The organism is Promicromonospora sp. MS192, from assembly GCF_049532985.1.
GTDB lineage: Bacteria > Actinomycetota > Actinomycetes > Actinomycetales > Cellulomonadaceae > Promicromonospora.
Genome location: NZ_CP186693.1, coordinates 4,977,830 through 4,990,561 on the forward strand (window position 1 = coordinate 4,977,830; position 12,732 = coordinate 4,990,561).

A 12,732-nucleotide genomic window follows, 5' to 3' on the forward strand; every position below is an offset into this window, starting at 1 on the left:
GGCTTTCGGGGGCCCGGTGACGTGCACCGCGGTGCCGGAGGGGAGCGGTATGGCTGACAGTTCGACGGGCGGCGCCGTGGTCGGCTCGGCCGGCGCCGACAGGCCCGCATGACGCACGGCGCGCTCATCGCCCTGTGCGAGAACCGGATCAACGGGCTGAGTCGCACCCGCCTGGCGTTCGAGCAGGGTATGGGGCCTGAGCGGGTCGGCCGGCTCGTCGACGACCTGAGGGAGGCCGCGTCCGGCTGGGACGCGGTGGTCTTCCGCCCGCCCGAGGGTGACCCCGTCGCGCTCCGCGTCGGCGCGCGGAGCGTCCGGGAGGGCGTGGTGGGCTTCGCCGTCGTGGCCGACGTGCTGGAGACCTACGCGATGGCCCTGGAGGCCGGTCAGGTCCGGCACGCGTCGGGGCTGGCGCACCTGCGCTCCGCGCGCCGGGGTGCGGCCGGGCTGCCGGCGATCGGGTCCCCGGGCACAAGCCCCGATACGGCGCGGCCCGACGGCGGGGCCGGAGCGGACCCGGCGGCCGCGACGCCAGGGCGGGACGCGACCCGGGACGACGCCGTCCACGGTGCGGTGGAGGCGACGGTCCGGGCCGCGATCGACGTGCTCGACCTGGCGTGCGCGGGGTACGCCGCGTGCCAGGACGCCTACCAGGCGGTGCACGACGCCGAGCGTGCGCTCTACGCGGCGCTCGCCCACGTGCGGGTGCGCTCCTCGGGCCGCTGGGGCGGCCTGCGGGTCTGAGTCACCCGGCCGGCCCGGGGCGCCGTCAGTACGTGCAGGAGTCCAGCAGGGGCTGGAGGGCGGACTTCTCGGCGGCGTCCACGGTGAGGTCCCAGCGGGCCTTCGTGTGGATCCACATCTTCGCGTACGCGCACCGCTTGCTCGCGAGCGGCGGTACCCACTCGGCGGGGTCCTTGTCGCTCTTGGAGCTGTTCACCTCGGCGGTGACCGCGATGAGCTGCGGCCCGCTGAGGTCGTTGGCGAAGTCCTGCCGGCGATCCGTCGTCCACCCGCTCGCGCCCGAGTACCAGGCCTCGGCCAGCGCCACCACGTGGTCGATCGAGATGTCGGCCGGTGCGGTGCGGGTCTCACCGTCGTACTCGCTGTACCAGCTGCCCGACGTCGGGTAGCAGTCGCTGCCGACCTCGACGCCGTCACCGTCCCGCTGCAGGACGGTCTCCCGGGTGGTGCACCCGTCGACCGTGATCCAGTGCGGGAACAGGTCCCGGTCGTACGGGGCGGAGGCGCCCTCGGCCTGCACGGTGAGGCCGTCCAGCTCGGACTGGGCCACCGCCTTGGAGGGGAGGTCGGGCGGGTACGCCCCGGCGGGCTGCGCCTGGACCGTCAGGAGCGCGACGAGGGCGAGCGCCGCGACCGAGGCGACGAGGTGGCGGGCGCGGGACGCCCGGACGGGGTGCGGCGGGACGGTGGGTTGCGGCATGGGACAGACCTTCCTCGAGACTGACCGGGCGCTTTTCATGGTGGTCCGGGCTGATGACCCCGAAATGACCATGATGTGACGATAACCGAAATTTCACCCGGTCTGTTCGAGCGAAAAGGTCCGCCTCGAAGGGGGTGCGGCACGGCGTCCGGGGCGGAGCGATGCCGGACCGTCCTCTCGAGGCGGACCTGTGCGCGGCCGGCCGGTGGACGGCCGGGAGCGTGGTCAGGAGGTGGCGACGCCCAGCCAGTAGCCGAGGCCGACGAGGGCGAGGGCGCCGACCGTCTCGATGATGGCGAGCGCGAGGCCCCAGCGGGCGAGCCACAGGTCGAAGCCCTCCTTGCCGGCGCGGGCGACGGCGATCGCGTTCAGCACGACCCCGATGACGGGCAGTGCGGCCAGGAAGAAGGTGAGGAGGCTGAAGACCGTGGTCTGCGGGTCCTCCTCGGCCTCCTCGGCGACCGGTGCGGCGACGGCGGTCTCGGTGACCACGGCGGTGGCGACGGCGGACCCGGCGGCCGCCTCGGGAGCTGCGGGCTCGGCGGCGGGCGCCGGAGCGGTGGTGGTCTCGGCCGCGAGGGCCTGGGTGTCTGCCTGCGCCTCGGACGTCACCGCGGTCGCCTCCGGCGCGGCGGGCTCGGTCGCCACGGCCTCGGCCGCGACCGGGGTCGTGCTCTCGTCGAGCGGAGCCTCGGAGGTCGGAGCCGCGGGTGTCGTGGTGTCGGGCGTGGTCATGGTGGTCGTGCTCCCCTGGTTGCAGGTCTTGTGGAAATGTCAGGCCATATTGTGGAGTATCCGAAAGGTCTTGGATAGACCGGTATCGACCGGTGAATCAGCAGAGGCTGCCGTCCTGGGAAGGACGGCAGCCTCTGCTACGGGGTGGGTCCTGCGCCGGGGCAGGTCACATGGTCGTCGGCACGGAGAGCGCCGCCCAGACGCCCAGACCGACGAACACCAGGTAGAGCACGGTGAACACGATCGAGAGGCCGAGGCCCCACTTCGCGAGCTTGCTGTCGAGTCCGGCCTTGCCTGCCTTCGACGTGGCGATCGCCGAGACGATGATCCCGATCGGAGGGGCGACGAACGCGAGCACGAAGCCCACGATGGCCAGCGTGTTGGCCTGCGGGTCCTGGACCGTGCCCTGGACGGCGGGGGCGGACGGAGTCTCGGACATGGAGGGACTTCCTTTCACGGCCACTCTTCCGGCCGTTCGACTGCGGGCGCCGGTGCGCCCGTACGGACCCGGGTCAGTGTGAAGCATCCCGTGATGTGCGTGAAGACCCCATTGCGCGGTACGCCCGAATCGTTACCCTTGACGCTCGGGCGTCACCCGCTTCGGCGGCGCGCGTCCTCTCGGGAGCGGTTCGTCCGGGGGCTGGAAATTACTCCCTCCGAGTTCACCTGGACGTGATAGTCCTGTAGCAGGATCCGAACGGCACGTACCGCGCACCTTCCAGGCCGCGCACCGACCGAGGGGATGACGCGTGAGCGACACGGCGAAGACGCCCGTCCCGGGCTTTCTCCGGACCTTCACCCACGCGGTTCCGCGTGCCTACCGGCTCGTGGTCTCGCGCGGCGGTGCCAAGGGCTTCCTCCGTTCCCTCGGTACGGGGACGGTTGCGACGGCGATCGCCGCGGCCGTGCTGTTCACGGCATCCGCCAGCGTGCCCGGCCTGGGGCCGTCCGGGCCGGACGGCGACCCGCCGATCCGGCTGTACGGGTCGGTCGAGAGCGTGAGCGTCGGCGAGACGGACACCGCACCGGAGGGCGTCACGCTCGGCCAGATCGTCGCGGTGCTGGAGCGCGCCGAGCAGATGGCGCAGGAGCAGGGGGCGGCGTTCAGTCCCGCCGTGGCACAGGCCGCCGCCGAGCTCGGCATGCTCTACACGACCTACCAGATGCAGCAGCTCGCGTTCGGTGAGAACAACGAGGGCCTGCGCGTCGAGGACGCGCCGATCGCGCGCGGGTCCGGCCCGTCGGACGACGACGCGTCGTCCGGCGGCGGTCACGACGACGCCGCGAAGGAGTCCGGCCCGGGCAAGGACGGCAAGGGCGCGGCCGGTGACGACGAGCAGGGCGACGACCGGGACACGTCCGGCGGCGCCGAGGACGACGCCAGGAACGAAACCAGGGACGACCGGCCCGAGCCGGAGGAGTCCGCGCCCGCGGTGGAGGTCTCGAACGAGATCACGTCGGTCGCCGACCCGCACGACGCTGACCCGACGGCCGGCTACGTCACCTACGACCAGGTGGTGATCGCCGCCGTGCGGCTGGCGAACATGCTGGACCCCTCCGTGCCGAACGCCCTCGTGGAGGTGGAGGGCGCCGAGCGCGGGGGCTTCTCGCTGCGCGAGAGCCTGCTCGACATCGTGAACCTGTTCGGCGGTACCACGACCGGCTACGCGAACGGCCGGATCCCGACCGACGTGCTGTGCCCGCTGGAGTTCGCTCCCGGGCACATGCTCCGCTGCGACGCGGCCGAGCGCCTGACCGCGCTGAGCGCCGAGTTCGAGCAGGAGTTCGGCTACCCGATCCCGATCACCGACTCCTACCGGTCGTACGAGATGCAGGTCGTGCTGGCGGGCGTCAAGCCGCACCTGGCGGCCATCCCGGGTACCTCGAACCACGGCTGGGGCCTGGCCGTCGACCTGGGCAACCCGATCGCCGGCGGGCACTCCGCCGAGTACGTCTGGATGCGTCTGCACGGACCGGACTACGGGTGGGACAACCCCTCGTGGGCACGGCTCGACGGCGTCAAGCCGGAGCCCTGGCACTTCGAGTTCTTCGCTGCGGGCTCGATCCCGAACCGCGCCATCGATCCCGGCGACGTCGGCACCTGGTCGCCCGACGACCCGTCCGACTCGGCCACCCCGCACTACAAGCCGCCGCTCAAGCCCAAGCCGAACGACGGCGGGTCCGCGAACGAGCCGGACGAGAAGCCCTCGGACCGGCCCGGCGGCAACCCGCCGTCGCAGAAGCCGACCAAGCCGACGCCGAAGCCGAGCGATCCGGGAGATCCGTCGACATCGCCCGGCGACCCGACGGATCCCGGTGACCCGACCGATCCGGGCGAGCCGACCGATCCCGGTGACCCGACCGATCCTGGCGACCCGAGCGGGGAGCCGTCGGAGCCGGGCGAGCCGTCGCCCAGTCCTACGCCCAGCCAGCCGTCGCCGAGTCCTTCGCCGAGCGAGCCGGACCCCGATCCGTCCGACGACCCGTCCGACCCCGCCGAGTGCGAGACCGGCACGGAGGACCCGGCCGGGAGCACGACGGAGACCGACGCCGGCACGGACCACGGCACGAGCACCGGCACCGACCCCGGCAGCACGGAGGACCCGGGCTCCGAGGACCCCGGCACCACCGACCCCGGCACCACCGACCCGTGCCCGGACACCGGGACGGACGAGCCCACCCCCGACCCGACCCCGACGGCCACCTCGACCACGGCGGCGAAGCTGCCCGACGAGGACCTCGGCGTCGTCGACGGCGACGCCGAGGAGTGACCCCCGCCTGCGCCGCCGGGCGGGACTCCGGCGCACGGCACCGCGGTACCCCACCTGACAGCGAGGACTGATCGAGCACGTGACCACGGAACCGACCCCGGCCCGGCAGCTTCCCGGCGACCCGCAGCGCTTCCTCCGTTCGGGCCGCCTGGAGGCGATGCCGCGGCGGTGGCGCGACAAGCTGGCCGTGACCCGCTACCTGGCGGTCCGGGCGATGCCCGTGCTCCTGGAGCCGGTCACCGAGCGGGAGCTCACGGACCGCCTGAGCGAGCTGACCCTCGACCCGGCCGGCCTGCGCCGTGCGATGGTGGACCAGGGTCTGGTGCAGCGCACCCGGGACGGCGCCGAGTACTGGCGCACGGAGCGCACCGAGTACGACGAGTCTTGACCATATGCTGAGACATCGAAGACTCGTAATTTCGGGATAGGGAACTGACATGAGCGAAGAACGTGCCGTCGCCGCGCTGGAGGCTGCGGGGATCCCGTTCGAGATGACGCGGCACGGCCGCGTCGGCAGCCTCGCGGAGGCGGCCGCGGCGCGCGGCGTCGACCCGTCGCGGGTGCTCAAGACGATCGTGGTGCGCCGTGCCGACGACGACTTCCTGTTCGTGCTGGTGCCCGGCGACCGGCAGATCTCGTGGCCCAAGCTGCGTGCGCTGCTCGGCGTCTCGCGCCTGTCCATGCCGAGCAAGGAGGTCGCGTTCGAGGTCACGGGCTACGGGCGGGGAACCATCACCCCGTTCGGGTCGTTGCACAAGTGGCCCGTCGTCGCGGACTCCCGGCTCAGCGAGCCGGGGCCCGTGTCGATCGGCGGGGGCGCCCACGGCGTGGGTGCCACGGTCGATGCCGTCGACCTGACGACGGCGCTCGACGCCACGGTCGCGGACGTGACCGACCCTGCCTGAGCCGTCTCGGGCGGGCTGTCGGGCAGGTCCGCGGCGGCGCGGAGGGCACCAGTTCTCCGCGGTGCAACGTGACCGTAACGCCTGGGGGGTGGACGGAAGCCCAGTGCCGGGTGAACACTCGCCATAGGCAATTCTTGCCCCTCCTCCCCGCGGAGGGGTCGGAGAACACCAAGAAGTGTCCAAGTGAGCGCCCCCCAGCACGTGTGTGCCAGTCAGAGCCAGCGAAGCTGTCTACCGAAGTCGAGGCCCGACCAATGCAGGACGGAGCGAATGACCCCATGGACCCTCTCCCGTCAGACTCAGCGCAGGACCTGGTTCCCGGCCGCTCGGGATCCGGTATCGCCTGCCGGAACACCTACGAGGGCACGGTGCTGACCCTCTGGGGCGACATCGACGCGCTGTTGCGCGAGAACGCGAGCTCGGCGATGGCCACGCTCGCGGCACGGCCTGATCCCGACCCCGTCATCGTCGACGCCCGGGACGTCACCTTCATCGACTCCTCCGGGGTCGCCTTCATCCTCCAGGTCTTCGTGCTCGGGGAGGAGACGGGTTCGCCCGTCCTGCTGCGCGAGCCGTCCGCTGTGGTGATGGAGGTCCTGGACATGGTCGGCATCAGCCAGCGGATCCCCGTGGTCCGCAACGCCACGGCCAGCGCCTGACGGACCCCCGGTCCGGCGCACCACTCAGGAGTGGCACCCTGGTCCGGTGAAGAACTGGGCTGCGAACCTCACCTACTCCTCCGCGCGCATCGAGCGCCCCCGGACCCTCGCGGAGCTCGCCGGCATCGTCGCCGGTGAGCCCCGCGTCCGGGCCCTCGGGTCACGCCACTCGTTCTGCGACGTCGCCGACACGACGGGCGTGCACGTCCAGCTGGACCAGCTCGACGACGGGCGCGCACCCCTCGTCGTGGACCCCGCCACCGGTGTGGCGTCGGTCCGTGCCGGCCTGCGGTACGGCGAGCTCGCGCCGGAGCTGCACGCGCGCGGCCGGGCCCTGGCGGCCATGGCGTCGCTGCCGCACATCTCGGTGGCCGGTGCCGTCGCGACGGGCACCCACGGCTCGGGCGACGGCACGCGGTCGCTGGCGGGTGACGTCGTCGGCGTGGAGCTGCTGACCGCCGACGGCGAGGTGCGGACGCTGCGCCGGGGCGACCAGGACTTCCCGGGATCCGCGGTGGCGCTCGGCGCCCTCGGCGTCGTCACCCGGGTCGAGCTGGCCACGGTGCCGGCGTTCGACGTGCGCCAGGACGTGCTCACCGGCCTGTCCTGGGACGCGCTGACCGAGAACCTCGACGCCGTCATGGGCAGCGCCTACTCGGTCAGCGTCTTCACCAGCTGGTTCGAGCCGGACGTCCGCATGGTCTGGTGCAAGTCCCGGGTGGACGACGGCGTGGGTGCCGCCCCGGCGCTCCTCACCGAGCTGGGGGCGGCGCCGGCGACCCGGGCCATGCACCCCCTGCCCGACGTCGCCGCGGTGGCCTGTACCGAGCAGGGCGGGGTGCCCGGTCCGTGGTTCGAGCGCCTGCCGCACTTCCGGCTGGACTTCATGCCGTCCCTGGGCGAGGAGCTCCAGTCGGAGTACCTCCTGCCGCGCACCGCGGGTGCCGACGCCGTCCGCGCCGTGCGGGCGCTCGGGGACCGGATCGGCCCGCTGCTGCTCACCTCGGAGATCCGCACGGTCGCCGGCGACGACCAGTGGCTGAGCACCACGCCGGAGGACAGCCTGGCGCTGCACTTCACGTGGCGGCAGGACTGGCCGGCCGTCCGCGAGGTGCTGCCCGAGCTGGAGGCGGCGCTGCTGCCGCTCGGCGCCCGGCCGCACTGGGGCAAGCTCTTCACGGTGCCGGTGGCCGAGCTGCCGGGGCTGTACGCCCGGTTCGACGACTTCGCCGCGCTGGCCGCACGCCTCGACCCCGAGGGTGTCTTCCGCGGCGGATACGTGGAGAAGCTGCTGGCCGGCTGACCAGTCGCCGCCCCACCAGACCTGCCGCACGAGGTCAAGTTCGCGTTTCGGGTGATTTTCTCGGAGGATCGGGGGATGAGCGACGCGCAGAGCACGACGGCGGAGCCCGCGAAGCGGGAGGAGTTCAGCGGACAGCTGGGCTTCATCCTGTCCGCGGTGGGCTCCGCCGTGGGGCTGGGCAACATCTGGCGGTTCCCCGGAGTGGCCTACGAGAACGGTGGTGGCGCCTTCCTCGTGCCCTACCTGATCGCGCTGCTCACCGCGGGCATCCCGATCCTCTTCCTGGACTACGCGATCGGCCACCGGTTCCGCGGGTCGGCCCCGCTGGCCTTCCGCCGCATCAAGCGGTGGCTCGAGGGGCTCGGCTGGTTCCAGGTGGCCATCTGCTTCGCGATCGCCGTCTACTACGCGGTCATCATCGCGTGGGCGCTCAGCTACTTCGTCTACTCGTTCGACCTGGGCTGGGGCGACGACACGGCCGGGTTCTTCACCGGCACCTACCTCCAGCTCGCCGACGCCGGCGGCGCGGACCCGTGGTTCACGCTCGACTTCGTGCCCGCGGTGCTGATCCCGCTGGTGCTGGTGTGGGTGGCGACGATCGCGGTGCTGGCCGCCGGCGTCGCGAGGGGCCTGGAGAAGGTCAACTTCGTGTTCATGCCGCTCCTGCTGCTCGCCTTCGGCACGCTCGTGGTGCGGGCGCTGTTCCTGCCGGGTGCGGCCGACGGCCTGAACGCGCTGTTCACCCCGGACTGGGGCGCGATGGCGGACCCGAACGTCTGGATCGCCGCGTACAGCCAGATCTTCTTCTCGCTGTCGATCGCGTTCGGCATCATGATCACGTACGCCTCCTACCGCCGCCGTCGCGCCAACCTGACGTCGCCGGGCTTCGTGGTGGCGTTCAGCAACTCCGGCTTCGAGCTGTTCGCAGGCATCGGCGTCTTCGCCGCGCTCGGCTTCCTGGCGCACGAGCAGGGCATCGCCGTGGCCGAGCTGGAGGGCATCAGCGGCCCCATCCTCGCGTTCGTGACGTTCCCCGCGCTGGTGTCGCAGATGCCGGTCGGTGGCCTGTTCGGAGCGCTGTTCTTCGGCTCGCTGGTGATGGCCGGGTTCACGTCGCTGCTGTCCATCCTCCAGGTGGTGTCCGCGTCGTTCCAGGAGAAGTTCGGCTGGACGCGCACCCAGGCCTCGCTCCGCATCGGCGTCGTCGCGGCGCTGGTCTCCGTGCTGATGTTCTCCACCACGACCGGGCTGATCGCGCTGGACACCGTGGACCAGTGGGCCAACAACATCGGCATCGTGACGTCCGCGATCGTGACCACGGTGGTCATCGGCTGGGTGCTGCGGCGCACGGAGGAGATGCGGTTCCACCTCAACGGGGTCTCCACGATCCCGATGGGCCGATGGTGGTCGTTCTGCATCGTGGTGCTCGGCCCCGTGGTGCTCACCGCGATGCTGGTCTCGCGGATCGTCACCCTGCTCGTGGAGGGCTACGAGGGCTACGCCCCGTGGTACCTCGGTGTCATGGGATGGGGCGTCGTCGCCCTGTTCGTCGTCGCGGCCGTCGTGCTGACCCGCACCCGCTGGCGCGTCGATCCCGACGACTTCGTCGCCTGGCCCACGTTCGGAGGTAAGTCATGAGTGGAGCGGCGATCGTCCTGCTGGTGGTCGCGCTCGTCGTCGTGTGGGGAGGGCTGCTCGTGAGCATCGTGGCCCTCGCCCGGCGGCCCGAGCGCACCGACTACCCGTACGGCTGGCAGCACGAGGGCGGCCCCGAGGACCGGCCCGACGAGCCCGTCGAGCACGACACCTGACGAGGTGCCTCGGCAAGTCAGCTCCTGACCGGCTTTCCGAGGTACTTTAAGCAGGTCAGACCTTATCCACACGGGTGAAACGCGTCAGTAACGCGTCATACATCACAATGTGACATCAGTCTCGAACCGCCGGGTTTACGTCAGCGGGGCGTCACGGTTAGGTGAGACTCGCATACGAGGCGCCAGGTGCGCCGTCGGGTCCTCTGCTCCCCTGACGACAGAGATCTGTCGGGTCGTCCGGGCCTCGTGACACGGAATCGAATCGACCCAGGAGACCCCTGATGCGCAGGCTTCCCGCCCTCACCGCTGCGACGGCGCTGACCGCTGCCGCCCTCGTCCTGACCGCTTGCACCGACGCGTCGCAGCAGCCGACCGGCTCCGACGGCGCCTCGGACGAGGCCAGCGCCGAGGCGTCCTTCGACCCGTCCGCCGTCGAGGCCGACGAGGAGATCGCGGCGCTGCTCCCGCAGGAGATCGCCGACAAGGGCACGCTGACCGTCGGTTCCAACACGGAGTACGCGCCCGCCGAGTTCATCGACGCGGACGGCAAGACGCCGGTCGGCTTCGACATCGACACCGTGACCGCCGTGGCCGCCGTGCTCGGTCTGGACGTCGAGATCGAGTCCGCCGCGTTCGACGGCATCATCCCCGCCATCGGCTCCAAGTACGACGTGGGGATCTCGGCGTTCACCATCACGGACGAGCGCACCGCCGAGGCCAACATGATCAGCTACGCGGTCGCCGGCTCGCAGTTCGGCGTCGCGGCGGGCAACCCCGAGGACTTCGACCCCGAGAACCTGTGCGGCGCCACCATCGGCGTGCAGACCTCGACCATCCAGGACGAGGAGCTCACCGAGGCCACCGCGGCGTGCGAGGACGACGGCGAGAAGCCCATCGACGTCGTGCGCTACGAGTCGCAGGCGGACGTCACGACCAACCTCGTGGGCGGCAAGCTGCAGGCCATGTACGCCGACTCGCCGATCACCGCCTACGCGGTGGAGCAGACCGGCGGCGAGGTCGAGACCATCGGCGACATCGTGGACGCGGCGCCGTACGGCATCGTCGTCGCGCAGGACGACGAGGCCCTGACCGAGGCCGTGCAGGCCGCGGTGCAGAAGCTGATCGACGACGGCACGCTCGCGGACATCTTCGCCGCCTGGGGCAGCGCCGACCCGGTCGTGGACGAGGCGGAGCTCAACCCGGCCGAGTGACCCCGTCCGCCGGGTGCACGGCACCCGCGGTCCGCCCCGTGCGTGACTGCGGGTACCGTGCACCCAGCTTTTTCAGGCATCCCCGAGGAAAGGAATGGGTGACGTGACGACGCAGCCGTCGCCGTCGGGCAGCGATCCCGTGCCCAACCGCATCCACGCGCGGCCCGTGCCGCGCCCCGGCCGTCTCGTCGCGGCCGCCATCGTCCTGGTGCTGGCCGCCATGGCGGCCAACGCCCTGGTCACCAACCAGAACTTCCGCTGGGACGTGGTCTGGCTCTACCTGCGCGACGTGGTGATCGTCCGCGGCGTCATGTGGACGCTGATCCTCACCTTCGGGTCCATGGCCATCGCCGTGGTGCTCGCCGTGACGCTCGCGATCATGCGCCGGTCGGACAACCCGGTCATGCGCTGGGTGAGCTGGGCCTGGATCTGGTTCTTCCGTGGCACCCCGATCTACACGCAGCTCATCTTCTGGGGTCTCCTCGCGGTGCTGTACCCGCGGCTGTCGCTGGGCATCCCGTTCGGCCCGGAGTTCTTCTCGTTCCGCACCGACGACGTGCTCACGGCGTTCTGGCTCGCGCTGTTCGGGCTGGCGTTCAACGAGTCGGCCTACCTCGCCGAGATCGTGCGCGCGGGCCTGACCTCCGTGGACCCGGGCCAGACCGAGGCGGCCAAGGCGCTCGGCATGAAGGACGGCAAGATCATGCGCCGCGTGATCCTGCCGCAGGCCATGCGCGTGATCGTGCCGCCGACCGGCAACGAGACGATCTCCATGCTCAAGACGACCTCGCTGGTGGTCGCCGTGCCGCTCACCTTCGAGCTGACCTACGCGACCTCGGCGATGGGCAACCGGCAGTTCCTGCCCATCCCGTTCCTGGTGATCGCGGCGCTCTGGTACCTGCTCATCACCTCGATCCTCATGGTGGGCCAGCACTACCTGGAGCAGTACTACGGCCGCGGGTTCGGCACCACCACCCGCCGCCGGGGCCGCGGCAGGGGCCCCGGCGGCAAGCAGGCGGCGATCGCGGCCGCCGGGACCGTGCAGGAAGACGTCAACCGGGAGGTGACCCCATGAGCGCCGTCGCGCACCCGCCCGCCGACGCCACCGAGATGGTGTCCGTGCGTGCCGTGCACAAGGTGTTCGGCCACGGGAACGACGCCGTGCACGTGCTGAAGGGCGTGGACCTCGACGTCGCGCGCGGCTCGGTCACGGTGATCCTGGGACCGTCGGGCTCCGGCAAGTCCACGCTCCTGCGCTGCATCAACGAGCTGGAGGAGATCACCGGCGGCTCCATCGTCGTCGACGGCGACCTGATGGGGTACCGCACGGACGCCAAGGGCGTGCTGCACCGGCTGCACCCCAAGGCGATCGCGCGGCAGCGCTCCCGGATCGGCATGGTCTTCCAGCGCTTCCACCTGTTCCCGCACATGACGGCGCTGGAGAACATCATGGAGGCGCCCGTGCAGGTGCGCGGGCTGTCCAAGCGCGCGGCGCGGCAGCGGGCCACCGAGCTCATCGAGCGCGTGGGGCTCTCGGACCGGGCGGACCACTACCCGGCCCAGCTCTCCGGGGGTCAGCAGCAGCGCGTGGCCATCGCCCGGGCGCTCGCCATGGACCCCGAGCTCATGCTGTTCGACGAGCCGACGTCGGCCCTCGACCCCGAGCTCGTGGGCGAGGTGCTGTCCGTGATGAAGGACCTGGCCCGGTCCGGCATGACGATGATCGTGGTGACGCACGAGATCGGGTTCGCCCGCGAGGTCGCCGACCACGTCGTGTTCATGGACGACGGCGTGATCGTGGAGTCGGGCCCGCCGCAGGAGGTCCTGGACGACCCCCAGCACACGCGCACGAAGAACTTCCTCTCCCACGTCCTCTGACCCGCGTCTTCCGAC

The 12,732-nt window shown here is 71.5% G+C and carries 14 protein-coding genes; 11 read left to right on the plus strand and 3 right to left on the minus strand.

The window, feature by feature from the left end; genetic code table 11:
* Window positions 1-108: 108 nt before the first annotated feature.
* The gene (locus tag ACO229_RS22190) at window positions 109-744 is read left to right on the plus strand and encodes a hypothetical protein (protein ID WP_423462820.1); all 636 of its coding nucleotides are present in this window, start codon (window positions 109-111) and stop codon (window positions 742-744) included.
* A gap of 25 nt (window positions 745-769) precedes the next feature.
* On the opposite strand, the gene ACO229_RS22195 is transcribed toward ACO229_RS22190, so the two are convergent.
* The 3 genes from ACO229_RS22195 to ACO229_RS22205 all read right to left on the minus strand — a co-directional run bounded on the left by ACO229_RS22195 (window position 770) and on the right by ACO229_RS22205 (window position 2,618).
* Complete coding sequence (locus tag ACO229_RS22195) at window positions 770-1,444, minus strand: HNH endonuclease family protein (protein WP_397429206.1); 675 nt, start codon at window positions 1,442-1,444, stop codon at window positions 770-772.
* Window positions 1,445-1,669: 225 nt separating this feature from the next.
* Window positions 1,670-2,179, minus strand: a complete 510-nt coding sequence (locus ACO229_RS22200; protein WP_397412076.1) for a hypothetical protein — start codon at window positions 2,177-2,179, stop codon at window positions 1,670-1,672.
* A 166-nt stretch (window positions 2,180-2,345) separates the two neighbouring features.
* Entirely contained in the window at window positions 2,346-2,618 is a 273-nt protein-coding gene (locus ACO229_RS22205; protein WP_397412074.1) for a hypothetical protein, read from the minus strand.
* Window positions 2,619-2,928: 310 nt separating this feature from the next.
* On the opposite strand from ACO229_RS22205, the gene ACO229_RS22210 reads away from it, so the two are divergent.
* From ACO229_RS22210 to ACO229_RS22255, 10 genes are all read left to right on the plus strand, one after another.
* Window positions 2,929-4,950, plus strand: coding sequence for a D-alanyl-D-alanine carboxypeptidase family protein (locus ACO229_RS22210; protein ID WP_423462821.1), 2,022 nt, complete (start codon window positions 2,929-2,931; stop codon window positions 4,948-4,950).
* A 79-nt stretch (window positions 4,951-5,029) separates the two neighbouring features.
* Window positions 5,030-5,338, plus strand: a complete 309-nt coding sequence (locus ACO229_RS22215; protein WP_423462822.1) for a DUF2087 domain-containing protein — start codon at window positions 5,030-5,032, stop codon at window positions 5,336-5,338.
* A gap of 49 nt (window positions 5,339-5,387) precedes the next feature.
* Window positions 5,388-5,855, plus strand: coding sequence for an aminoacyl-tRNA deacylase (locus tag ACO229_RS22220; protein WP_423462823.1), 468 nt, complete (start codon window positions 5,388-5,390; stop codon window positions 5,853-5,855).
* Window positions 5,856-6,133: 278 nt separating this feature from the next.
* On the plus strand, window positions 6,134-6,514 hold the full coding sequence (locus ACO229_RS22225; protein WP_397412066.1) for an STAS domain-containing protein: 381 nt from the start codon (window positions 6,134-6,136) through the stop codon (window positions 6,512-6,514).
* Window positions 6,515-6,560: 46 nt separating this feature from the next.
* Complete coding sequence (locus tag ACO229_RS22230; protein WP_423462824.1) at window positions 6,561-7,817, plus strand: FAD-binding protein; 1,257 nt, start codon at window positions 6,561-6,563, stop codon at window positions 7,815-7,817.
* A gap of 75 nt (window positions 7,818-7,892) precedes the next feature.
* Window positions 7,893-9,455: a sodium-dependent transporter gene (locus ACO229_RS22235; protein WP_423462825.1), complete on the plus strand. Its 1,563-nt coding sequence runs from the start codon at window positions 7,893-7,895 to the stop codon at window positions 9,453-9,455.
* Complete coding sequence (locus ACO229_RS22240) at window positions 9,452-9,628, plus strand: methionine/alanine import family NSS transporter small subunit (protein ID WP_423462826.1); 177 nt, start codon at window positions 9,452-9,454, stop codon at window positions 9,626-9,628. Before ACO229_RS22235 ends, ACO229_RS22240 begins: the two co-directional genes overlap by 4 nt.
* A gap of 281 nt (window positions 9,629-9,909) precedes the next feature.
* Window positions 9,910-10,839 (plus strand): ABC transporter substrate-binding protein, encoded by a 930-nt coding sequence (locus ACO229_RS22245; protein ID WP_423462827.1) that lies wholly within the window; start codon window positions 9,910-9,912, stop codon window positions 10,837-10,839.
* Between the two features lie 94 nt (window positions 10,840-10,933).
* A complete protein-coding gene (locus ACO229_RS22250; protein WP_423462828.1) occupies window positions 10,934-11,914 on the plus strand; it encodes an amino acid ABC transporter permease in 981 nt (326 codons plus the stop codon).
* Complete coding sequence (locus ACO229_RS22255) at window positions 11,911-12,717, plus strand: amino acid ABC transporter ATP-binding protein (RefSeq protein WP_423462829.1); 807 nt, start codon at window positions 11,911-11,913, stop codon at window positions 12,715-12,717. The genes ACO229_RS22250 and ACO229_RS22255 overlap by 4 nt, the downstream gene beginning before the upstream one ends.
* The last annotated feature ends 15 nt before the right edge of the window (window positions 12,718-12,732 follow it).

Bases quoted from the DNA above. Each gene is read 5' to 3' on its own strand.
- ACO229_RS22250 (WP_423462828.1), top strand. From the start codon at position 10,934: ATGGGTGACGTGACGACGCAGCCGTCGCCGTCGGGCAGCGATCCCGTG.
- ACO229_RS22240 (WP_423462826.1), top strand. From the start codon at position 9,452: ATGAGTGGAGCGGCGATCGTCCTGCTGGTGGTCGCGCTCGTCGTCGTG.
- ACO229_RS22225 (WP_397412066.1), top strand. From the start codon at position 6,134: ATGGACCCTCTCCCGTCAGACTCAGCGCAGGACCTGGTTCCCGGCCGC.
- ACO229_RS22195 (WP_397429206.1), bottom strand. From the start codon at position 1,444: ATGCCGCAACCCACCGTCCCGCCGCACCCCGTCCGGGCGTCCCGCGCC.
- ACO229_RS22205 (WP_397412074.1), bottom strand. From the start codon at position 2,618: ATGTCCGAGACTCCGTCCGCCCCCGCCGTCCAGGGCACGGTCCAGGAC.
- ACO229_RS22245 (WP_423462827.1), top strand. From the start codon at position 9,910: ATGCGCAGGCTTCCCGCCCTCACCGCTGCGACGGCGCTGACCGCTGCC.
- ACO229_RS22190 (WP_423462820.1), top strand. From the start codon at position 109: ATGACGCACGGCGCGCTCATCGCCCTGTGCGAGAACCGGATCAACGGG.
- ACO229_RS22255 (WP_423462829.1), top strand. From the start codon at position 11,911: ATGAGCGCCGTCGCGCACCCGCCCGCCGACGCCACCGAGATGGTGTCC.
- ACO229_RS22235 (WP_423462825.1), top strand. From the start codon at position 7,893: ATGAGCGACGCGCAGAGCACGACGGCGGAGCCCGCGAAGCGGGAGGAG.
- ACO229_RS22200 (WP_397412076.1), bottom strand. From the start codon at position 2,179: ATGACCACGCCCGACACCACGACACCCGCGGCTCCGACCTCCGAGGCT.
- ACO229_RS22220 (WP_423462823.1), top strand. From the start codon at position 5,388: ATGAGCGAAGAACGTGCCGTCGCCGCGCTGGAGGCTGCGGGGATCCCG.